The sequence below is a fragment of the Thioalkalivibrio sp. ALJ3 genome (assembly GCF_000377205.1).
Lineage (GTDB): Bacteria > Pseudomonadota > Gammaproteobacteria > Ectothiorhodospirales > Ectothiorhodospiraceae > Thioalkalivibrio.
In genome coordinates, this window is record NZ_KB897906.1 from 394,111 (window position 1) to 413,542 (window position 19,432).

At 65.8% G+C, this 19,432-nt stretch carries 20 protein-coding genes; 16 read left to right on the forward strand and 4 right to left on the reverse strand.

Features of this window, described 5'->3' with window-relative positions; genetic code table 11:
• Positions 1-52 precede the first annotated feature (52 nt).
• The 9 genes from C935_RS0106015 to C935_RS0106055 are packed head-to-tail and all read left to right on the forward strand — an operon-like array spanning position 53 to position 7,910.
• A complete protein-coding gene (locus C935_RS0106015) occupies positions 53-583 on the forward strand; it encodes an invasion associated locus B family protein (RefSeq protein WP_018861618.1) in 531 nt (176 codons plus the stop codon).
• A gap of 34 nt (positions 584-617) precedes the next feature.
• Positions 618-1,172, forward strand: coding sequence for a Na+/H+ antiporter subunit E (locus C935_RS0106020; RefSeq protein ID WP_026278682.1), 555 nt, complete (start codon positions 618-620; stop codon positions 1,170-1,172).
• Positions 1,169-1,489 carry a monovalent cation/H+ antiporter complex subunit F gene (locus C935_RS0106025; RefSeq protein WP_018861620.1) on the forward strand — a complete coding sequence of 107 codons (321 nt, stop codon included), beginning with the start codon at positions 1,169-1,171 and terminating at the stop codon, positions 1,487-1,489. Before C935_RS0106020 ends, C935_RS0106025 begins: the two co-directional genes overlap by 4 nt.
• On the forward strand, positions 1,479-1,775 hold the full coding sequence (locus tag C935_RS0106030; RefSeq protein WP_018861621.1) for a monovalent cation/H(+) antiporter subunit G: 297 nt from the start codon (positions 1,479-1,481) through the stop codon (positions 1,773-1,775). Before C935_RS0106025 ends, C935_RS0106030 begins: the two co-directional genes overlap by 11 nt.
• The gene (locus tag C935_RS0106035) at positions 1,772-2,767 is read left to right on the forward strand and encodes a hydrogenase subunit MbhD domain-containing protein (RefSeq protein WP_018861622.1); all 996 of its coding nucleotides are present in this window, start codon (positions 1,772-1,774) and stop codon (positions 2,765-2,767) included. The genes C935_RS0106030 and C935_RS0106035 overlap by 4 nt, the downstream gene beginning before the upstream one ends.
• A gap of 19 nt (positions 2,768-2,786) precedes the next feature.
• Entirely contained in the window at positions 2,787-3,188 is a 402-nt protein-coding gene (locus C935_RS0106040) for a sodium:proton antiporter (protein WP_018861623.1), read from the forward strand.
• The gene (locus C935_RS0106045; RefSeq protein WP_018861624.1) at positions 3,185-4,669 is read left to right on the forward strand and encodes a complex I subunit 5 family protein; all 1,485 of its coding nucleotides are present in this window, start codon (positions 3,185-3,187) and stop codon (positions 4,667-4,669) included. Before C935_RS0106040 ends, C935_RS0106045 begins: the two co-directional genes overlap by 4 nt.
• A complete protein-coding gene (locus C935_RS0106050) occupies positions 4,666-6,189 on the forward strand; it encodes a complex I subunit 5 family protein (RefSeq protein WP_018861625.1) in 1,524 nt (507 codons plus the stop codon). Before C935_RS0106045 ends, C935_RS0106050 begins: the two co-directional genes overlap by 4 nt.
• Complete coding sequence (locus tag C935_RS0106055; protein ID WP_018861626.1) at positions 6,186-7,910, forward strand: complex I subunit 5 family protein; 1,725 nt, start codon at positions 6,186-6,188, stop codon at positions 7,908-7,910. Before C935_RS0106050 ends, C935_RS0106055 begins: the two co-directional genes overlap by 4 nt.
• Positions 7,911-7,986: 76 nt before the next feature.
• On the opposite strand, the gene C935_RS0106060 is transcribed toward C935_RS0106055, so the two are convergent.
• Entirely contained in the window at positions 7,987-8,886 is a 900-nt protein-coding gene (locus tag C935_RS0106060; RefSeq protein WP_018861627.1) for an alpha/beta hydrolase, read from the reverse strand.
• 224 nt (positions 8,887-9,110) lie between these two features.
• Here C935_RS0106060 and C935_RS0106065 point away from each other — a divergent pair, with 224 nt between their 5' ends.
• The 6 genes from C935_RS0106065 (at position 9,111) to C935_RS0106090 (ending at position 14,854) form a co-directional block, all read left to right on the forward strand.
• On the forward strand, positions 9,111-10,607 hold the full coding sequence (locus C935_RS0106065) for an FAD-linked oxidase C-terminal domain-containing protein (RefSeq protein ID WP_018861628.1): 1,497 nt from the start codon (positions 9,111-9,113) through the stop codon (positions 10,605-10,607).
• Between the two features lie 103 nt (positions 10,608-10,710).
• A complete protein-coding gene (locus C935_RS0106070) occupies positions 10,711-11,685 on the forward strand; it encodes a sensor domain-containing diguanylate cyclase (protein ID WP_018861629.1) in 975 nt (324 codons plus the stop codon).
• A gap of 134 nt (positions 11,686-11,819) precedes the next feature.
• Positions 11,820-13,124: a citrate synthase gene (locus tag C935_RS0106075; protein ID WP_018861630.1), complete on the forward strand. Its 1,305-nt coding sequence runs from the start codon at positions 11,820-11,822 to the stop codon at positions 13,122-13,124.
• Positions 13,125-13,213: 89 nt separating this feature from the next.
• The gene (locus C935_RS0106080; RefSeq protein ID WP_018861631.1) at positions 13,214-13,417 is read left to right on the forward strand and encodes a DUF2892 domain-containing protein; all 204 of its coding nucleotides are present in this window, start codon (positions 13,214-13,216) and stop codon (positions 13,415-13,417) included.
• A gap of 101 nt (positions 13,418-13,518) precedes the next feature.
• Positions 13,519-13,722: a DUF2892 domain-containing protein gene (locus tag C935_RS0106085; protein WP_018861632.1), complete on the forward strand. Its 204-nt coding sequence runs from the start codon at positions 13,519-13,521 to the stop codon at positions 13,720-13,722.
• Between the two features lie 397 nt (positions 13,723-14,119).
• Complete coding sequence (locus C935_RS0106090) at positions 14,120-14,854, forward strand: hypothetical protein (protein WP_018861633.1); 735 nt, start codon at positions 14,120-14,122, stop codon at positions 14,852-14,854.
• On the opposite strand, the gene C935_RS0106095 is transcribed toward C935_RS0106090, so the two are convergent.
• On the reverse strand, positions 14,855-15,898 hold the full coding sequence (locus C935_RS0106095) for an acyltransferase family protein (protein WP_026278683.1): 1,044 nt from the start codon (positions 15,896-15,898) through the stop codon (positions 14,855-14,857).
• A 199-nt stretch (positions 15,899-16,097) separates the two neighbouring features.
• On the opposite strand from C935_RS0106095, the gene C935_RS0106100 reads away from it, so the two are divergent.
• Positions 16,098-16,601 (forward strand): heme-binding protein, encoded by a 504-nt coding sequence (locus C935_RS0106100; protein ID WP_018861635.1) that lies wholly within the window; start codon positions 16,098-16,100, stop codon positions 16,599-16,601.
• 76 nt (positions 16,602-16,677) lie between these two features.
• Here C935_RS0106100 and C935_RS0106105 read toward each other — a convergent pair whose 3' ends face one another.
• On the reverse strand, positions 16,678-17,823 hold the full coding sequence (locus C935_RS0106105; protein ID WP_018861636.1) for a PQQ-dependent sugar dehydrogenase: 1,146 nt from the start codon (positions 17,821-17,823) through the stop codon (positions 16,678-16,680).
• A 112-nt stretch (positions 17,824-17,935) separates the two neighbouring features.
• Entirely contained in the window at positions 17,936-19,426 is a 1,491-nt protein-coding gene (lysS, locus tag C935_RS0106110) for a lysine--tRNA ligase (protein WP_018861637.1), read from the reverse strand.
• Positions 19,427-19,432: the final 6 nt, after the last annotated feature.

Here is a 19,432-nt window from a genome sequence, read left to right on the forward strand (position 1 = left end):
CCATGCGCGTTCAAGCTGACGCGTTTGCCAATGCAATGACGGAGATCCTTACATGAAGCCTTACCTGGCATTCGCTGGTGCGCTGCTACTGGCCATCCCGGGCCTGACCCTGGCCCAGGCCCAGACCGACCCGCAGATGGAAGAGCAGATGCAACAGCAGGAGCCGGAGACCACGACCTATCAGGACTGGGAGGTCGCCTGTATCGAGACTCAGGGTGGCGAACGCTGCCGCATGCAGCAGACGTTGCAGATCCAGGACGAGCAGGCGCAGGGCGCCTACCTGCAGGCTTCACTGTTTCGCGATGGTGACAGCTATATCATCGAGATCCTGCTCCCGCTGGGAGTGGACCTGCGCCCCGGTATCCTGATGCAGGTCAACGACGATGGCGAGGAGGTCGAGGCCCCGTATATCGCATGTGTGGAACAGGGTTGCGTGGCGGGCCATGAGCTCTCCGACAGCCAGTTCAACGCGATGCGTGGCGGTCGCGCGCTGACGGTCGGCTTCTGGCCTCTGCATGGCGAACAGCCGCTGGCCTTCGACGTCTCGCTGATGGGCTTCACCGACGCCAGCGAGCGCCTCTGAGGCTGCCCTTGGCTGCGCCTCGCGGGCCGGTACAATGACCCGTGTGGCAAAGCACAGGGACGCAACGAGCCGAGGCGGCCTGAACCGGGCTCGGGCACGCTGGCGGCGGGCAGCCTGGACTGTCCTGGCCGCCGCTGTCCTGTGGTGGATACTGGCCGGTCTCGATTCTCTGCTGGAACCACTGGCCCTGCTAGCGGTTGTGCTGGCGGGCGCCGCCAGCCTGGTCCTGCCCACCGGCCGACCCCTCGCCATTCGCCCCCGTGCCATTCCGGGTCTGACCGCCTATTTCGTGCGTGCCTCATTCCTCGGCGGCATCGATATTGCCCGCCGTGCGCTGGATCCAAGGCTGCCCATCGCCCCCGATTTCATCGAATATCGGGCGGACCTGCCGCACGGGCCGCCCCTGACACTGTTCATGGCGGTGCTCAGTCTGCTACCCGGGACGCTCAGCGTGCGCCTTGAGGGTCGCCTGTTGACGGTGCATGTACTCGATCGTCACAGCGACCCCGAGAGCGCCCTGCGGGACCTGGAGAAACGGATCCACGCCGCATTCGAAGACCCGCGGCAGGAATCGGGGGGGGACCAGTGATCACCTTCTATCTGATGGCCGCGCTCTTTCTCCTGGCGACGATTCTGCTTGGCCTGATCCGCGTGCTTCGTGGCCCCGGCTCGGGTGACCGCATGCTCGCCGCACAATTGTTCGGAACGACCGGTGTGACCATCCTGTTGCTGCTTTCGATGACGCTGGAGACCCCGGCGCTGGTCGACGTTGCCCTGGTATTTGCGCTACTGGCTGTCGTCGCCGCCGTCGCATTCGTCCGTCAGCATGGCCTGCCGGAGCCCTCGGGCACGCCTGTACACCAGCGCAAGAACGACCAGAAAACGGAGTCAGACGATGATCGCTAACACCCTGACCGTGATCCTGATCCTCGCGGGGCTGGTGTTCTTTGCCGCCGGCACGGCCGGGCTTCTGCGATTCCCCGATGTCTATTCGCGTCTGCACGCCCTGACCAAGGCGGACAACGTCGGGCTGGGTCTGGTCATCCTCGGCCTGATGCTGCAGGCCGCTGGGCCAGCGGACATCCTCAAGCTGCTTCTGATCTGGGTGCTGGTCCTGGCGGCCGGCACCACGGCTGCGCACATGGTGGCGCAACGCACCTGGACCCACGGGGAATTCGAGTCCGATCGATGAGCAACCTGCTCCTGGTCATCTTCGACCTGGTCCTGCTGGCCGGGCTCCTGGGGGTGGCCTGGCGCTGCCTGGCGAGCACCGACCTGTTTCGCGCGGTGGTGCTCTTCATCACCTTCGGGCTATTGCTGGCGCTGGCCTGGGTGCGTCTGGAGGCCCCCGACATCGCACTGGCCGAGGCCGCGATCGGCGCCGGGATCACCGGTGCCCTCTTGTTGGTCACGCTGGAGCGGCTGCGCAGCATCGCGGTCGAGCGCCGCCGCGGGCGGCCCGACCAGCCACCCGACCCCGCCGGCGCCGACGCCCTGCTGCACGCCCTGCATGATCCGCCGCCGCCACGACGGACCTTTGTCCCGGCGCTGAGCTTTGCCCTGGTGGTGGGCGGGCTCATGGTCACCGCCCTGTGGCACCAGCCGGACGCCGTCGGCCTGGAGCCGGTGGTCGACGAACACATGGGCGTCTCGGGCGTGGATCACCCGATCACCGCCGTGTTGCTGAATTTCCGCGCCTACGACACCTTCCTGGAGCTGGCGATCGTGCTGATTGCACTGCTCGGGGCCTGGTCGCTGGGACGCTACGACCGCCTGCCGGCCCGCCCAGCGCCGGGCCCGATCCTCCCCGGCACCCTCCGCCTTCTGGTGCCGGTCGCGATCGTTACGGGCGTGTACATCCTCTGGGCGGGCAGCCATGCCCCGGGCGGAGCGTTTCAGGCGGGGGCGATCCTGGGTGCCGCCGGCATCCTGCTCGTGCTGGCACGGCCGCGCGACCTGCCGATGGCACCGAGTACACCGCTGCGGCTGGGCCTGACCGCAGGGGTGGGCCTGTTCCTGGCGATCGGCATCGTGGGCCTGTTTATCGGCCCGGGTCTGCTCGGCTATCCGCCGGAATGGGCCTATCCGCTGATTATCGTGATCGAGATCGCGGCCACGCTGTCGATCGCGCTCACCCTGGTGGCGCTGTTCATCGCCGGCCGGCCCGCCGGAGACGATCACTGATGGCCGGGGACGCACGCTGATGGAATGGCTCGCCCAGCAGCTGGCCCCAGGCCTGATCTATCCGACGGCGGGCGCACTCCTGTTTGCCCTGGGCCTGTACGGGCTGATCCGCCGCCACCACCTGGTGCTGCGCATCCTGGCGCTGAACATCATGGGTTCCGGGGTGTTCATGGTGCTGCTGGGCATTGCGGCCCGGGGCGAGGGGGCGCCGGACCCGGTCGCGCAGGCCCTCACGCTGACCGGCATTGTGGTCGCGGTCAGCGCGACGGCGTTCGCGCTGGCGCTGGTCGTACGCCTTGCGCGCATCACGGGGCAGGCGATGATGCTGCCGGGTCCGCCGGACGATGAAGCACCGGTGGATGACATCTCGCGCGAGGAGCATGCCCCCTCCGCAGAGTACGAGAGGGAGCATCGCGAATGAGCGAGGCACCCGCCGAGATGCTCCCGCTGGCGATCAGCGGCTTGGTGGCCCTGTCGCTGACGCTTGCGATCCTGGCCACGGTCTGGCCGCGCCAGGCGCACCGGATTGGGGGTTATGGCGCGGTACTGATGGCGGCAGCCGTAGTGGCGCTGAGTGCCCTGTTCGTGGCTGCGGGACCCGAACCGGAGTCCGCGGCCACGCGCGTCGCCCTGGGCGGCTGGGAGGCACCCCTCGGCGTGATGCTGCATCTGGATGGGCTGTCGATGACCCTGCTGGTCCTGACCGGCGTGGTCGGACTGGCGACCAGCCTGTACAGCCTCGGCTACGTGCACGACCCGATCGAACGCCGCCAGTTCTGGCCCCTCTGGCTGTGGCTGTGGGCCGGGTTGAACATGCTGTTGCTGTCCGGCGATGCCTTCAACCTGTACATCTCGCTGGAGGTGGTGTCGCTGTCGGCGGTGGCGCTGGTGGCATTCACCGGTACCGCGGCCGCCGTCTCCGGGGCGATGCGCTATCTGCTGGTCAATATTCTCGGCTCGCTCAGTTTCCTGATGGGGGTCGTGCTCCTGTTCGGAGAACACGGTGTGCTGGATCTGGTGTTGCTAGAGGCGCGCACCGAGATCGGCCCCACCGAGCGCATGGCCGCGGTACTGATGACCGCCGGGCTGATGCTGAAGGCAGCGCTGTTCCCGCTGCATGTCTGGCTCGCCCCCGCACACGGCTCCGCCCCGGCGCCCGTCAGCGCCGTGCTCTCCGGTCTGGTGGTCACCGGCTCGTTCTACCTGATCCTGCGTCTGTGGATGGGACCCTTTGCCCCGCTGGCCACGCCGGCGTTCGGTATCCTGGTGGGCCTGCTCGGCGTAGCCGCGCTGGTCTGGGGCTCGGCCCAAGCCCTGCGGTCCGGGCGCCTGAAATCCATCGTTGCGTATTCGACCGTGGCCCAGTTCGGCTATCTCCTAATCGCGTTCCCGCTGATGCTGATCGAATCGGAGGCGTGGAAAGTCGTGGTGTTCTTCGCCATCGTCCATGCCCTGGCCAAAGCCTCGGTCTTCCTCGCCGCCGGCACACTGCAACACGCGGCCGGGCATGACCGCGTCGCCGAGATGGGCGGGGTCCTGCGCGCCCGCGGGCGGACGGTATTTGCGCTCGGACTGGCCGGGGTCAGCCTGATGGGACTGCCCTTCACCGGCGGCTTCATCGCCAAGTACCTGTTGCTGGAGGCGGGTCTGTCCACGATCCTGGCAGGCAGCCTGATCGGCGTGCTGTGGGTGATCGCGATTGCTGGAGGCGGGTTGCTCGCCGCCGGCTACGTGCTGCGCATGGTAGCCCCAGCCTTTCACCGCGGGGCCCGTGACGCCGGCGAGGCGGTCTCGCCGTGGATGGACTGGGTACCGCTGGGACTGGCCGTGGTCGCGGCCGCCGCCGGGTTCGCCGGCACCCTGACGCTGCACACGCTGACGCTGACGCCGGGGGCGCCATGAGCGACGGCGGCTGGCTGCTCCTCGCCATTCTTTTGAGTTCGCTGGGCCCAGGCCTGGCGATCTTCTTCCTGCCCGAACGGCGCTATGGCCTGCGGACCCTCCTGAACCTCGGCGGGGCCGGGACCAAGCTGGTACTGGTCGGCTGGCTTCTCCTGAGCGTCCTGCGCGGCGATGAATATCAGCTCAGCATCCCGCTGCTGCCAGGGATCGACTTCGTGCTCGCAGCGGACGCTCTGTCGCTGTTGTTCGCCACCCTCTCGGCGGTGCTGTGGTTCGTCACCACCGTGTACGCCATCGGCTATCTGGAAGGTTCACCACGCAGGAGCCGCTTTTTCGGGTTCTTCTCCCTTTGCGTCAGCGCCACGGTCGGGATCGCGCTGTCGGGCAACCTGATCACGCTGCTGATCTTCTACGAGCTGCTGACGCTGGCTACATGGCCACTGGTGGTACACCGCGGCACGCCCGCCGCCCTGCGTGCCGGACGGCTGTATCTTGGCTACACGCTGACCAGCGGGCTGGTGCTGTTCACCGCGATCGTCTGGCTGACCCTGCTGGCCGGGGCCGAGCCGTTCGTGCCGGGTGGCTACCTGGGCGAGCTTGCGACCACGCACGAGACCACGCTCAAGGTCCTGTTCGTTATGCTGATGATCGGATTCGGGGTCAAGGCCGCATTGGTGCCTCTGCACTCCTGGCTGCCGATCGCGATGGTCGCACCCGCCCCCGTCAGTGCATTGCTGCACGCGGTCGCGGTGGTCAAGGCCGGGGCCTTCGGGATCGTGCGGGTGGTGAACGACGTCTACGGCGCCGAGGTCGCGATGGAACTCGGACTCGCCGCGGGGCTGGTGGTGATCGCCGCGATCACCATCCTGTACGGCTCGATCCAGGCCCTGCGCACGGACGACCTGAAGCAGCGGCTGGCCTTTTCCACCGTCAGCCAGGTCTCGTACATCGTGCTGGGTGTTGCGCTGGCCGGGCCGCTGGGGGTCATCGGCGGGCTGGTGCATCTGGTGCATCAGGGGATCACCAAGATCACGCTGTTCTTCTGCGCCGGCAACTTCGCCGAGACTCTTGGCATCCACAAGATCAGCGAACTGGACGGCGTGGGCCGGCGCATGCCGCTGACCATGCTGGCCTTTACCCTGGGCGCCCTGGGCATGATCGGCCTCCCGCCGCTCGCCGGCTTCGTCACCAAGTGGCATCTGGGCCTGGGCGCGCTGGAAGCCCAGTTCCACTGGGTACTGGTCGTGCTGATCGCCAGCAGCCTGCTCAATGCCGCGTACTTCCTGCCGCCGGTGATCCGCGGCTGGCTGGGCGAGCGGCGCACGCCCTGGCACGAGCATCTGGTCGAACATAGCGGCCCCACACGCTTCGAAACCCACTGGATGCTGCTCGTCCCGACGTTGTTCGTCGCAGCGCTGAGCCTGCTCGGTGGTCTGCTGGCGGGGATGAGCCTGAGCCCGCTCGACTGGGTGACCCTGATCGTGGAACGCGACTATTCGATCCCGGGGTTCGCACCATGAACGCCCTGGTCTGGCTCGCGATCCCCCTCATCCCGCTGCTGCTGGCGGTGCTGATCGGCCTGCGGCCGCACCGGACCCGCTTCAACCGGTGGGTCCCGTGGGCGGCATTGCCAGGCCTTGCGGGGGCGGCCTTCGGGGGCGATGTCGAGCCTGCCGCCCTGGACGGTCTGATGCTGAACACCCTGCTGGGGCTGGACCCGCTGGGACAGGCCTTTCTGGCACTGACCTCGGGGCTCTGGCTGGCCGCCGGCCTGTTCGCCCTGAGCGACCGCCAGGATGATCCGCTGCGTCATCGCTTCTACGTGTTCTGGCTGCTGGCGCTGTCCGGGAACCTGGGCCTGATCCTCGCACAGGACGCCCTGAGCTTTTACCTGTTTTTCTCCCTGATGAGCCTGGCGGCCTATGGTCTGGTGGTGCACTCCAATACAGGGGAAGCCTGGCGTGCCGGACACATCTATCTGATTCTGGCAGTCGTCGGCGAAATCCTGTTGTTTGCCGGCTTCGTAATGGCGATCCACCAGACAGGTGGGGATACGCGGTTGACCGCAATCGCCGAGGCACGCCCCGAGGGCTGGGGCCTTGCGCTGCTGGTGCTCGGTTTCGGCATCAAGGCCGGCATGCTTCCACTGCATTTCTGGCTCCCACTGGCCCACCCGGCCGCACCGGTCGCGGCCAGCGCCGTACTGTCGGGGGCGATGATCAAGGCCGGCGTGCTGGGCTGGCTGCGCGTGTTGCCACTAGACGAGACCGGCCATGTGCTGCTCGGCGAGACCCTCGTGCTACTGGGTCTGGCGGCCGCCTTCCTCGCCGCGCTCGCCGGTGTTCTGCAGTCGCGTCCCAAGACTATCCTCGCCTACTCCAGCATCAGCCAGATGGGGCTGATAACGGCCGGGGTCGGACTGGCACTCGTCCTGCCCGACCTGCGGCCCTGGCTGCTGATGGCCGTTACGCTCTACGCCGTGCATCACGGCTTTGCCAAGGGTGCGTTGTTCCTGGCCGCCGGGATGACCGCACAGCGCCCTGCGGGTGGTGCAGGCCGTCTGGCCTTTTTCCTGTTCGCGGCGCTGCCGGCGCTCGCCCTGGCCGGGATGCCAATGACCAGCGGGGCGCTGGCCAAAAACACCCTGAAAGACCCGCTGTACGGCGCCGACCTGGCCGGCTGGATGGCCTACACGGAATTCGCGCTGACGCTCGCGGCTGCTGGCACAACGCTTCTGATGCTGCGCTTTCTCTGGTGCTGGCACCAAGCACAGCAGGACATACAGGCGCCCCCGCGAGCGGACTCCCGCCGCTGGTGGGCCTGGGGCGGCCTGGCGGGCATGTCGCTGGTGTTTCCCCTGCTGGGGATCGCGGTTGCACCGCCGGAGCAGGTGCCGGCCTGGGTTGTGCTGACGGGGCTGAGCCTGGTCTGGCCGATTGGCCTGGGCCTGGTACTGGGTCTGCTGGCCTGGCGATGGCTGCCAGATCGCAATCGCCCATGGCTCCAGGAAGGCGATCTGGTCGTGCCACTGGAGTGGCTCGCGCACGCCAGCCAGCGCCTGTGGCACAGCCGCCCTGCACTGATCGGCATCGGGCGCCACCCGGCGCGCCTGCGCTGGGTTCGCTACCGGCTGCGTGAACGGCTGGAACTGGCCGAGCGCGTACTCACTCGCTGGGAAACCATTGGCCTGCTGTTCGCCGCCGCGATGCTCGGACTCTACCTGACCCTCTGGGCCGGTTAAGGAAACGAGTTTCCTTACGGCAGGCACAAAAAAGGCCGGCCCATCAGGGCCGGCCCGACTGCGTCAGATCAGCGAGTCAGTGCTGATCGAGAAAATCGACAGTGAAGTCCACCACGTCATCCGCGAAGAAATCACGGAAGAAGTGATCCGCACCATCAACGGTGTTCACGGTGATGTGCTCTTTGTCCTCGACCGCATCCATCCGCTCCGGCAGATCCGCCACCACGTCATCCTCGGCCCCGATCACCACGAGCGTCGGGGTCTGGATGCCGTCGATCACACTGGGCGTGTTGTGAACGGGGGCCGGATCGTAATAGCTCAGGAACGCATGGGGTGCGACGTCCAGCTCGCCGCATTGCAGAAAACGCACGCCTTCCAGCATGGAGCCGTCGCCACGATCGTGCTTCTCCTGGGCGCGGGCCAGCACTTCACCCAGCGGCTCGCCGGCCTGCTCTTCGTAATCCGCGGAGACCCTGTCTGCATCAAACGTGGACGGGGCCACCAGCACCATCGCACGAATGTCGTCCGGATCGTGCTCGGTCAGATAGCGCGCCACCTGGTTACCACCGCGCGAGTGCCCGAACAGGGTGACCGGGCCATAGCCTTCACCCTGCAGCCATTCCTGCCAGAGAGCGACCTCCTTCAGGTGCTCGTCCACGCCATGGTGAATCGGCGCGTCACACTCGAACATCCCCTCGCGCTCGTCGATCCCGTAGCTCAGGTTGATCGACAGCGTATTGTGTCCCCGGTCGGCGAGTTGATCCTGAACCGCCTGCATGATCTCCATGCGGCCGTGGGCCAGCGTGCCATGCAGCATCAGCACCACGCCATCTCCAGGCGAGGCACCCGCCCCCTCCTGGAAATGACCGATCAAGGTCAGGTCATCATGTACCAGCGTGACCTTCTCGGCCGCAAACGCCGGGGCGGAGGCCAGGGCAGCGGCCGCACAGGCCGTCGTGATCCACGAATACCGCATTGCAATCTCCTTTTTCGGAATGGAATCGTTCTAATGATCCCGCGAACGACTAGACCATTGAGGGCTCGAAAAAATTCCCGACTTCTACTACGCCAAAAGGAACCACCCCAACGTGGCAGCATCGGCTGCGCCGAGAGACAACACGGAACGCCCCGGACATTTCCCGTACCGCTCGCCGCCTGTAACCTGAAGGCTGAATTCGCTCTTGGAAGCCCTTGCCCCTCATGAGTGCCGAACAGCCCCTGACCCCGGATTCCACTGCGCTGGAAGCGCTGGCGGCCGCGATCGCGGTCCTGCAGGGGGAGCTGCCCGCGGATCGCCTGATCCTGGAGGCACACGAACGCCGCACCTACGAATGTGACGGGCTGTCCGCCTATCGCCAGACCCCCGGCGCGGTCGCGCTCCCCCAGACCCGTGAGGAACTGCTCACCTGCCTGCGGGTCTGCCGCGAGCACCAGGTCCCGATCATTCCCCGCGGCGCGGGCACGGGGCTCTCGGGCGGAGCGCTGCCCAGTGCCACCGGATTGCTACTGTCGCTGGCACGGTTCAATCGCATCCTGGAGATCGACGCCGACAATCGCTGCGCTGTGGTACAACCCGGAGTACGTAACCTCGCAATCTCCGAGGCAGCCGCCCCGCAGGGCCTCTACTACGCCCCCGATCCCTCATCGCAGATCGCCTGCTCGATTGGCGGCAACGTCGCCGAGAACGCCGGCGGCGTGCACTGCCTGAAATACGGCCTCACCGTGCACAACGTCCTGGGCCTGGAGATGATCACGCTGGATGGCGAGATCATCCGGCTGGGCGGCAAGACGCTGGACACCGCAGGCCCCGATCTGCTGGCGCTGATGATCGGCTCCGAGGGGATGCTTGGCATCGTCACCGAGGTCACCGTGCGCCTGCTGCCCCGCCCCGAGCGTACCCAGGTCCTGCTCGCGAGCTTCGACGATGTAGAGGCTGCCGGACGCGCAGTGGCCGGGATCATCGCGGCCGGGTTGATCCCGGCCGGCCTGGAGATGATGGACAACGCCGCGATCCGCGCGGCCGAGGACTTCGTCCATGCCGGTTATCCGGTGGATGCCGCCGCGATCCTGCTGTGCGAGCTCGACGGCACTAACGCCGAGGTCTCCGAGGACATTATGGTGGTGCGCCGCAAGCTGCTCGAGTTGGGCGCCACAGAGGTGCGCACCGCGCGCGACGCCCAGGAGCAGGCCCTGTTCTGGGCCGGGCGCAAGGCCGCGTTCCCCGCGGCCGGGCGGATCTCGCCGGACTACTACTGCATGGACGGGACCATCCCACGCCACCAGCTGGGTACCGTGCTCGAGCGCATCAATGCACTGTCGCACGAACATGGCCTGGGCGTGTGCAACGTTTTTCATGCCGGCGACGGCAACCTGCACCCCCTGATCCTCTACGACGCCAACCAGGCCGGCCAGCTGGAAACGGCCGAGGCCTTCGGGCAGCAGATTCTGGAGCTGTGCGTGGCAGTCGGCGGGACCGTCACCGGGGAACACGGCGTGGGCGTCGAAAAGCTCGACGGCATGTGTGTGCAGTTCGCACCCCCCGAGCTCGAACAGTTCCACCGGCTGCGGCAGGCCTTCGATCCGCTCGGCCTGCTGAACCCCGGCAAGGCCGTGCCCACACTGGCACGCTGCGCCGAGTTCGGTCGCCAGCATGTGCATGGCGGCGAGCTCCCGCACCCCGACCTGCCGCGCCTTTGACTGGCCCGGTAACCAATACCGGGTCAAGTGCAGGCCCGGAAACACTCTTGTAAGGTGGCCCGGAGTCCACAGACCTCGGGCCACAGTCGCCCGTGGAAGACCGATGAAGCGTTCCCAGGATCAGAGCAAGGACAGCGAGGACCCGTTCAATCAGGGCGTGGATAACACCCTGCGTCTGCTGCACCAGCTCGCCCCGCTCGACACCTGGATGCTGACCCGGGTGGAAGGGAATGAACAAATAGTGGTGCGGGCGAACGACCACGGCTACGGCATCAAGGCCGGCACGGCCTTCGACTGGAGCAACTCGTTCTGTATCCGCATGCTGGAAGGCCGAGCGCCCCGGATCGCGCCGGATGCCGCAAGCGAACCGGCCTACGCCGAGGCACTGGAAGCCCTCGCGGCGGCCGGCAACGAGACACCGATCAGCAGCTACATCGGCTACCCGGTGCGCGACATCGACCACCAGTTGTACGGCGTACTGTGTGCCATTCACCCGGACAAAATGGATATCTCGTCCGCTGAGCAGGACGCACCGATCCAGGCAGCGGTCGGAGCGCTTGAGGCACTGATACGGATGCGCCACCAGATTGACTCGCTCGAGCGCGAACGCGAAGCCCTGTTTCTCGAGGCGCATACCGATACCCTGACAGGCGCCTACAACCGTCGCGGCTGGACGCTCGCGCTCGCGGCCGAGGAAGACCGCTGCGCTCGCCATGGCCTCCCGGCCGGGGTCGTCATAATCGACCTGAACGGCCTCAAGGCCGTCAATGACACCGAGGGGCACGAGGCCGGCGACCGACTGATCGCCACAGCCGGGCGTACCCTGCGCGAATCCGTGCGGGAAGTCGACACGGTGGCCCGCCTGGGCGGCGACGAGTTCGCAGCCCTGTTCCCTGAGACCCCCATCGACTACATTCCGGATCTCGCCCGGCGCCTGCGTGACGCGCTCGATCAGGCCGGCGTCTCCGCTGCACTTGGCGCGTGCTCGCGCGATATGCGTGGCGACCTGCAAACCACTCAGGCCTATGCCGACAAGGCCATGTACGAGGACAAACACAGCCAGCGCGCCCCCCACTGACAGCCCAGGGTCAACCCCGTCCGGAATTCCGAAAACCGGCCCGAACGACGCTGCCCGGTGGGTGTCGATGGTTTACCATGCTCCTTTTCGACCCCGCGCATTCGGGCGCCCCAGCGAATTTTCGAGGCCGTTTCATGAGCAAGACCGTCACGCTGACCGACAACACCACCGGCAAGAGCATCGAGCTGCCGATCCAGGAAGGTGCCCACGGCCCCAACTGCATCGACATCCGTGCGCTGTACAAGGAACTCGGCTACTTCACCTACGACCCGGGATTCATGTCCACGGCCAGCTGCCGCTCGGATGTGACCTTCATCGACGGGGACGAAGGCACCCTGCTCTACCGGGGTTACCCGATCGAACAGCTGGCGGAGGAGAGCACCTATCTCGAGGTCTGCTACCTGCTGCTCAACGGCGAACTGCCCTCCTCGGACGACCTGCACGACTTCTCGCGCATCATCAAGGAACACTCGATGCTGCACGAGGCGGTGCGCCGCTTCTTCGACGGCTTCCGTCACGATGCGCATCCGATGGCGATCATGGTCGGCGTGGTGGGCGCGCTGTCGGCCTTCTATCACGACAATGTCGACGTGCATAACCCGGAACACCGCCGCATCGCCGCGCACCGGCTGATCTCCAAGATGCCGACCATCGCCGCCTGGTCGTACAAGTACGCCCACGGCCAGCCGTTCATGTATCCGGACAACAACCTGTCCTACACGGCCAATTTCCTGTCGATGATGTTCGGCGTGCCCAGCGAGCCCTACCAGCCGAACCCGGTGTTCGTGCGCGCGCTGGACCTGATCCTGATCCTGCACGCCGACCACGAGCAGAACGCCTCGACCTCCACCGTGCGCCTGTCGGGTTCCTCCGAGGCGAACCCGTTTGCCGCGATCTCGGCCGGCATCGCCTCGCTGTGGGGCCCGCTGCACGGCGGTGCGAACGAAAAGGTTGTGCGCATGCTCGAGGAGATCGTGAATTCCGACAAGAGCGTGCAGGACTTCGTCGCCCGGGCGAAGGACAAGAACGACCCGTTCCGCCTGATGGGCTTCGGCCACCGCGTGTACAAGAACTACGATCCGCGGGCGAAGATCATCCGCAAGATGTGCCACGAGCTGCTGGCCGAGATGGGCGACATGGGTGCCGACAACCAGCCGCTGTTCGACGTCGCGATGGAACTGGAGCGTATCGCGATGGAGGACGACTACTTCATCGAACGCAAGCTCTATCCGAACGTGGATTTTTACTCCGGCATTATCCTGCGAGCGATGGGCATCCCGCTGAACATGTTCACCGTGATCTTTGCGCTAGCCCGTACGGTCGGCTGGATATCACACTGGAACGAGATGATGCAGGACCCGGAATCGCGCATTGGCCGTCCACGCCAGCTCTACACCGGGCACCCCTCGCGCCAGTACATCGCGATCGAGGAACGCTAGAAACGCCCGGGGTACTCTCCCTCCCTTGCCCTTCAACAGCGCCAGTGCTATCTACTGGGTAGATGACGGACACAAGGGAGGGAACGTCCATGACTATTGATCGCTTTTTCCTGGTGTTTGCCGGAATTGTTGTACTGATCAGTGCCCTGCTGGCCTGGGCCGCTAGTGGGTGGTGGCTGTTGCTTACCGTCTTTATCGGCGTCCATCTGATCCAGTCGGCCTTCACCGGGTTCTGCCCACTGGCCATGGTCCTCCGGAGCCTGGGCATGAAACCTGGCGAGATCTTCCACTGACACTCGACGTGATCGCGGGGTCCATCCATCGGTGGGCCCTTGTATTTCCGCGCGCATGGGACCATATTAGTTTTATCTAATAGATAACCCGGGAGAACCCCATGAGCATCGATCGCATTGTTCTTGCCTTTGCCGGCGCCGTCGTCATTATCAGTGCCATCCTGGCCTGGGTGTTCAGCCCCTGGTGGCTGCTGCTGACCCTGTTCGTCGGCTTTAACCTGCTGCAGTCCGCGTTCACCGGCTTCTGCCCGCTGGCGATGATCCTGAAGGCCATGGGCGTCAAGCCCGGCGAAGCCTTCAACTAGGGAGACGCTGATTTAATCGCACGTCCGCGTTGGTGCCCCCTGTTTTCCGAGACAAGGCGCGTCGTGTAGCGGGTAGTGGTTCTACCCGCAAGCGGCGCAACGCAGGATCGGGGAACAGGGGGCACCAACCCCACAAGCCATTGAAAGCAGGGGCTCGGCCGCTTTTGCGCGGGAACGGCGTTGCGGCTCCTTTGTGCAGAATGACTGCACGGCGGTCACCGCGCCTTGTTCCCACGCAAAAGCGACTCGAGCGCGGACGCGCGATTAAATCAGCGTCTCCCTAAAGCAGCCATAAGTGAAGGCCCGGGCATGATGCCCGGGCCTTTTTGCTTTCGGGGCCTGCAAAATCGCCCAGCCCTGGCGCACAATGGTGAAGTACCCAAACCCGCCTCCCGCGATGCTCTCGCTGATCCCGCGTCTGTTCCAGCGCGCCCCCAAACCCGACACCGAGGCCCGCCAGTGGGTCCGCGCCGTGACCCTGTGGGCGCGACGCCAGACCGCCTGGGCGCGCCCGCTCGGCCAGGCCCACCTGGTTCTGCCGATTCGCGAGCATTTCCCCGGGCAGGCGGATACCCGCCACGGGATGGCGCAGATCGTGTTCGACGCGGTGTGCAGCCACGCCGGCTTTGCCGACGGGCCGTTTCGGCTCGCGCAGCCAGACGACCTCCTGGACGACCCGGTACCGATGGGCTCGTGGGGCCACGCGCCTCATCTCGAGTCCGTACCGATCCCCTACGACCCCCGGCTGGTCGGCGAGAACGAGGCCCTGATCGGGCACTTCGCCCGCGAGATCGCGCTAAGACTGGTCCCGACCGCCGCTGAGCCTGCGCCTTCACAGGCAGGCAACGAAGGACATGTGGCCGAACTGCTGGCCACACAGATGGGATTCGGTCTGATGCTCGCCAACACGGCTTTCCACGTGCGGGTCGGGGGCTGCGGATCCTGTAGCGCGCCGAGCGCGGAGCGCCAGGCCTCGCTCGGCCGCGACGATCTCGTCTATGCGCTGGCCCTGTTCTGCTATCACCAGGGCATCGCACCGAGCCGCGCCCGCACCTTCCTTAACAAGCCACTGCGCCCGGTTTTCCGCCAAGCCGCCCGCAGCCTTGCACAGCAGGCCCGAGCGTCCGCTTGATCAGCGCTTCGCTGGATCCCTCCACGCCCACGGGACCACCAGCAGGCTCTCCAGCGGCCCCTTGCGGAACACCCGGCGCCATCCGACCGCAAAGAGCATGAACAGCCCGGTGAATACCGCTGCTACCACCAACGCGGGGCTGACCTCCTGCTTGAAGACCAGTTGGTCGCGCCACACAGCAATCATGACCAGATGCAGCACGTAAAAGGTCAACGCGAGCTGCCCCGTCGCGACCAATGGCCACACCGCTCGGCCGAGGCGATCGGCCGACACCAGGCACACGGCGAGGACGGCCACGGCGACCCCGGTGGCATTCAACAACCATAATGGCCGCTGACTGTGCGCCTTCATGTCGGCCAGATCGGCCCAGCGCAGACCTCCACCCGGCTCTCCCCACCAGGCAAAGAGCCCCACGTGCAAGGCCCAGGCCGCCGCGGCGACCAGGATCCCGACCGACAGCATCCGCATACGCAGCACATCGCTGCGCAGATCGCAGCGGCCAAGCCACAGACCCACCAGGAAGGGCACGATCCAGGTGATCAGCGGGTATGGCCCCGAGAACAGCAAGGCGTGCAACATCACGCCGGGCGGGTTGTCCGGCCCGATGCCAACCCGCTGGAAGGTATCGGGATCCAGCATCTGTCCATACAGATACAGCGGCGGCCCCAACACCAGCGCGAACAGCCCCATCATCAGGAGTACCGTCGTGTGCAGCCGCACCAGCCCAATGGAGAGCACAAAGAACAGGGCATAGGTCTGCAGGATCACGTTCAGCTCGTCCTGCATCGCCTGCAGCGCCACACCCAGCGGAAACAACAGCAGGGCACGCCAGAGGAGCTGGCCGGACAGCCCCTCGGCGGCGACGCGCCGCGACGCCGCCAGAAACGAAATGCCAACCCCGGCCACCAGCATGAACAACACCGAGGCGCGCCCATGAGGCAGCGCATACCACTGGCCCGCAACGGTATCGAGGCGCGTAGGCCCCACATGCACCATCAGCATGCCAATCATGGCCAGCGCACGGGCCACATCGACCCCTTCCAGCCGCGCTCGACTAGGGTGCTCCACCCATCCTCCTCCAATCGCTGCGGTTCATCTTTTTCACGACACGACCGTGCCCGATCCGCTCGCAAAGGTCACCCATCCCGAACCCTTTTCCAATCACGCACTTCGCCCTCCGCATTGCGGAATGCTCGATCAATGACTAGAAAAAAGACGAGACCACAGAGAAGGAGTAGTTCCCATGCGCATGACCAAGCTCACTCCGTTGGTTCTGGCCGGTGCCCTAGCCTTTGCTGCCAATCCGGCACACAGTAGCGAAGGCACCTTTTCGATCCCGACGCTCATCCCCGAGCTGGCAGTGGAGGCGGTCGAGGCCGCGATGGAAGCCTGCCGCGACAAGGACACGCAGGTCGCCGTCGCCGTAGTGGATCGGTTCGGTGTCACCCAGGCCGTCAAGCGCGACCGCTTCGCCGGGGCCCATACGGTCGATACCGCCGTCTCCAAGGCATGGACAGCGGTCAGCTTCCGCACCGATACCCTGGAGCTGCGGGAATCGACGATGCCGGACGAGACCAGCTACGGCATCCAGCATCTGCCCAACGTGAGCATCCTCGGCGGTGGCGTGGTGATCACCGATAACGGGCGGATCGTCGGCGGCATCGGCGTCTCCGGCGGACCCAGTGGAGACATCGACCACGAATGCGCCAATGCGGGCATCGACGCAATCTCGGACGAGCTCTTGTAACCAGCCCAGAGAATAAGGCCCTTCCCGCAAGGAAGGGCCTTCTACCCACCGAGCATCACGGACCCGGTCGATCTCTCTATCGGGCCTCCATCCGGTAAAGCCCGCCGTCGGATTCGTCCGTCAGCACATAGATATGCCCGTTCGGGCCCTCGCGCACATCGCGGATACGCCCGATCTTGCCGTGCAGCAGTTCCTCCATATGCACGACCTCGTCGTCCTCGATCACGATTCGCAGGATGCGCTCTGCACGCAGCCCACCGGCGAGCAGATTGCCCTGCCAGGCCTCGAAACGATTGCTGGTAACCATCGCCAACCCGGAGGGCGCCAGCGTGGGCAGGAATTCATAAACCGGCGGGATGGTGTCGTCAGACCGGCGGGCCTGGCCGAACTGACGCTCAGTGGGATACTCGCGCCCCTGACTGACATCCGGCCAGCCGTAGTTGCCACCCGCCTCAACGCGGTTTAGCTCGTCGCCGCCACGCGGGCCATGGTCCGTCAACCAGATGGTGTCATCGGCGGGATCGACTACAAGCCCCTGAGAGTTGCGCAGGCCGTAGGCGTAGATGTGCGGCTGGGCGTCATCACGGTCGGCGAACGGGTTGTCCGCCGGGGCCTCGCCGTCTTCGGTCAGACGCAGCAGCTTGCCCGTATGAGTGGAGAGATCCTGGACGCGTTCTTCCTGACGCCGGTCGCCGATCGTCATCAGCAGCGTGCCATCGGAGAGCCAGGCCAGCCTCGAGCCAAAATGACCGTGGTTGCCGCCACCGCGATCCTGCTCGAAGAGCTTCTCGAACTCGTGCAGTTCGCCACCTTCCAGCAGGCCGCGTCCCAATGCGGTATGGGACTGATCCTCATCGCCGCTGGAGTAGGTGAGGTAGACCCAGCCATTGTCCTTGAAATCCGGGTGAAGCGACACGTCCAGCAGTCCGCCCTGATCACGGGCCACCACATCCGGCACACCCTCGATCGTGCGTACGTCGCCGTTCCTGCGGATATGCTTCAGCGCACCGGTGCGCTCGGTGACCAGGTAGCCACCACCGGGCAGGAACGCCACCGACCACGGATGGTCCAGATCGCCCGCGACCCGCACCAGGTCGAACTGTTCGTATTCGGTACTGATGCCGGACTCGACCGTCTCGCCAGCCTGCGCACCACCGGCCAGCAACGCCGTGGCAACCGCGGCACCCATGAAACTACGCCAGACAGACCCGTATTTCAGCATCACAGCCTCCCGTTCTTTCCATGAAACCACAGCCATGCGACCGGCATGGTTTACAGGGTGTTCCCGCGATCGTACCACCCGGCGCGCCGACGGAAGCTGAACCGGAGCCGCTTCAGGCTTCAGGCCGCAGATGGGGAAACAGCAGCACATCGCGGATGGACGGGCTGTTGGTCAGCAGCATCACCAGGCGGTCGATGCCGATGCCCTCGCCGGCCGTGGGCGGCAGGCCGTATTCCAGCGCGCGGATGTAGTCCGCGTCGTAGTGCATCGCCTCGTCATCGCCGGCGTTCTTCTCCGCGACCTGGGCCTGGAAGCGCTCGGCCTGGTCCTCGGGGTCGTTGAGCTCGGAGAACCCGTTGGCAATCTCGCGCCCGCCGACGAACAGCTCGAAGCGGTCGGTTACGAACGGGTCGTCGTCGTTGCGCCGCGCCAGCGGCGAGACCTCGGTCGGATAGGCGGTGATGAACGTCGGGTGGCGCAGTTTGTTTTCGGCGGTGTACTCGAAGATCTCGGTCCACAGCTTGCCAAGGCCAAAGCTCGCCTTGATCGGGATCTCCAGGCGCTCGCAGTGGGCGCGTACCTTGTCGATGTCCGCCAGGTCCTCGCTACTGATCTCCGGGTTGTGCTCGAGGATCGCCTCGCGCACGGTCATGCGGGTGAACGGCTGGCCGAAGTCGTAGGTCTCGCCCTGGTACTCGATGGTGGTTGTGCCCAGCACGTCCTCGCACAGCCCGCGCAGCAGGGTCTCGGTGCGGTCCATCAGCGCGTGGTGGTCCACGAACGCCTCGTAGAACTCGAGCATGGTGAACTCGGGGTTGTGCCGGGTGGACAGCCCCTCGTTGCGGAAATTGCGGTTGATCTCGAAGACCTTCTCGAAGCCGCCGACGACCAGGCGCTTCAGATACAGCTCCGGCGCGATGCGCAGGTACAGCGGCATGTCCAGCGCATTGTGGTGGGTGGTGAACGGCCGCGCGGTGGCGCCGCCCGGGATCACCTGCATCATCGGGGTCTCCACCTCGATGAAGTCCTCGCGCTCGAAGTATTCGCGGATGTAACGCACGATCCGGGTGCGGGTGCGGAACAGTTCGCGGCTGTCCGGGCTGGTGATCAGGTCCACGTAGCGCTGACGGTAGCGCTGTTCCTGATCGGTCAGGCCGTGGAACTTCTCCGGCAGCGGGCGCAGGCTCTTGGTCAGCAGACGCAGCTCGTCCAGCTGCACCGTCAGCTCGCCGGTCTTGGTCTTGAACAGCGTGCCCTGCCCGCCGACGATATCGCCCAGGTCCCAGTGCTTGAAGGCCGCGTAGACGCCCTCCGGCAGGCTGTCGCGCTGGGCGAACAGCTGGATGTCCCCGGACTGGTCGCGCAGGCGGACAAAGCTCGCCTTGCCCATTACGCGCTTGCCGATCATGCGCCCGGCCACAGTCACGCGGATCCCCTGAACCGCCAGCGGCTCGCCTTCGGTGTCGTCATGCGCGGCGTGCAGATCGGCCGCCAGGGCATCACGGCGGAAGTCGTTGGGGAAGGCCGGGCCGGCCTCGCGCAGCTCGTTCAGCTTGGCGCGACGCTGGGCAATCAGCTTGTTCTCGTCGGTAATCTCGGTCATCGGGAA

What these genes read in the sequence shown, in the direction of transcription:
- C935_RS0106030 (WP_018861621.1), top strand. Translation starts at nt 1,479, where the DNA reads ATGATCGCTAACACCCTGACCGTGATCCTGATCCTCGCGGGGCTGGTG.
- lysS (WP_018861637.1), bottom strand. Translation starts at nt 19,426, where the DNA reads ATGACCGAGATTACCGACGAGAACAAGCTGATTGCCCAGCGTCGCGCC.
- C935_RS0106055 (WP_018861626.1), top strand. Translation starts at nt 6,186, where the DNA reads ATGAACGCCCTGGTCTGGCTCGCGATCCCCCTCATCCCGCTGCTGCTG.
- C935_RS0106050 (WP_018861625.1), top strand. Translation starts at nt 4,666, where the DNA reads ATGAGCGACGGCGGCTGGCTGCTCCTCGCCATTCTTTTGAGTTCGCTG.
- C935_RS0106045 (WP_018861624.1), top strand. Translation starts at nt 3,185, where the DNA reads ATGAGCGAGGCACCCGCCGAGATGCTCCCGCTGGCGATCAGCGGCTTG.
- C935_RS0106075 (WP_018861630.1), top strand. Translation starts at nt 11,820, where the DNA reads ATGAGCAAGACCGTCACGCTGACCGACAACACCACCGGCAAGAGCATC.
- C935_RS0106070 (WP_018861629.1), top strand. Translation starts at nt 10,711, where the DNA reads ATGAAGCGTTCCCAGGATCAGAGCAAGGACAGCGAGGACCCGTTCAAT.
- C935_RS0106065 (WP_018861628.1), top strand. Translation starts at nt 9,111, where the DNA reads ATGAGTGCCGAACAGCCCCTGACCCCGGATTCCACTGCGCTGGAAGCG.
- C935_RS0106040 (WP_018861623.1), top strand. Translation starts at nt 2,787, where the DNA reads ATGGAATGGCTCGCCCAGCAGCTGGCCCCAGGCCTGATCTATCCGACG.
- C935_RS0106100 (WP_018861635.1), top strand. Translation starts at nt 16,098, where the DNA reads ATGCGCATGACCAAGCTCACTCCGTTGGTTCTGGCCGGTGCCCTAGCC.
- C935_RS0106090 (WP_018861633.1), top strand. Translation starts at nt 14,120, where the DNA reads ATGCTCTCGCTGATCCCGCGTCTGTTCCAGCGCGCCCCCAAACCCGAC.
- C935_RS0106085 (WP_018861632.1), top strand. Translation starts at nt 13,519, where the DNA reads ATGAGCATCGATCGCATTGTTCTTGCCTTTGCCGGCGCCGTCGTCATT.
- C935_RS0106015 (WP_018861618.1), top strand. Translation starts at nt 53, where the DNA reads ATGAAGCCTTACCTGGCATTCGCTGGTGCGCTGCTACTGGCCATCCCG.
- C935_RS0106060 (WP_018861627.1), bottom strand. Translation starts at nt 8,886, where the DNA reads ATGCGGTATTCGTGGATCACGACGGCCTGTGCGGCCGCTGCCCTGGCC.
- C935_RS0106080 (WP_018861631.1), top strand. Translation starts at nt 13,214, where the DNA reads ATGACTATTGATCGCTTTTTCCTGGTGTTTGCCGGAATTGTTGTACTG.
- C935_RS0106020 (WP_026278682.1), top strand. Translation starts at nt 618, where the DNA reads ATGACCCGTGTGGCAAAGCACAGGGACGCAACGAGCCGAGGCGGCCTG.
- C935_RS0106035 (WP_018861622.1), top strand. Translation starts at nt 1,772, where the DNA reads ATGAGCAACCTGCTCCTGGTCATCTTCGACCTGGTCCTGCTGGCCGGG.
- C935_RS0106105 (WP_018861636.1), bottom strand. Translation starts at nt 17,823, where the DNA reads ATGCTGAAATACGGGTCTGTCTGGCGTAGTTTCATGGGTGCCGCGGTT.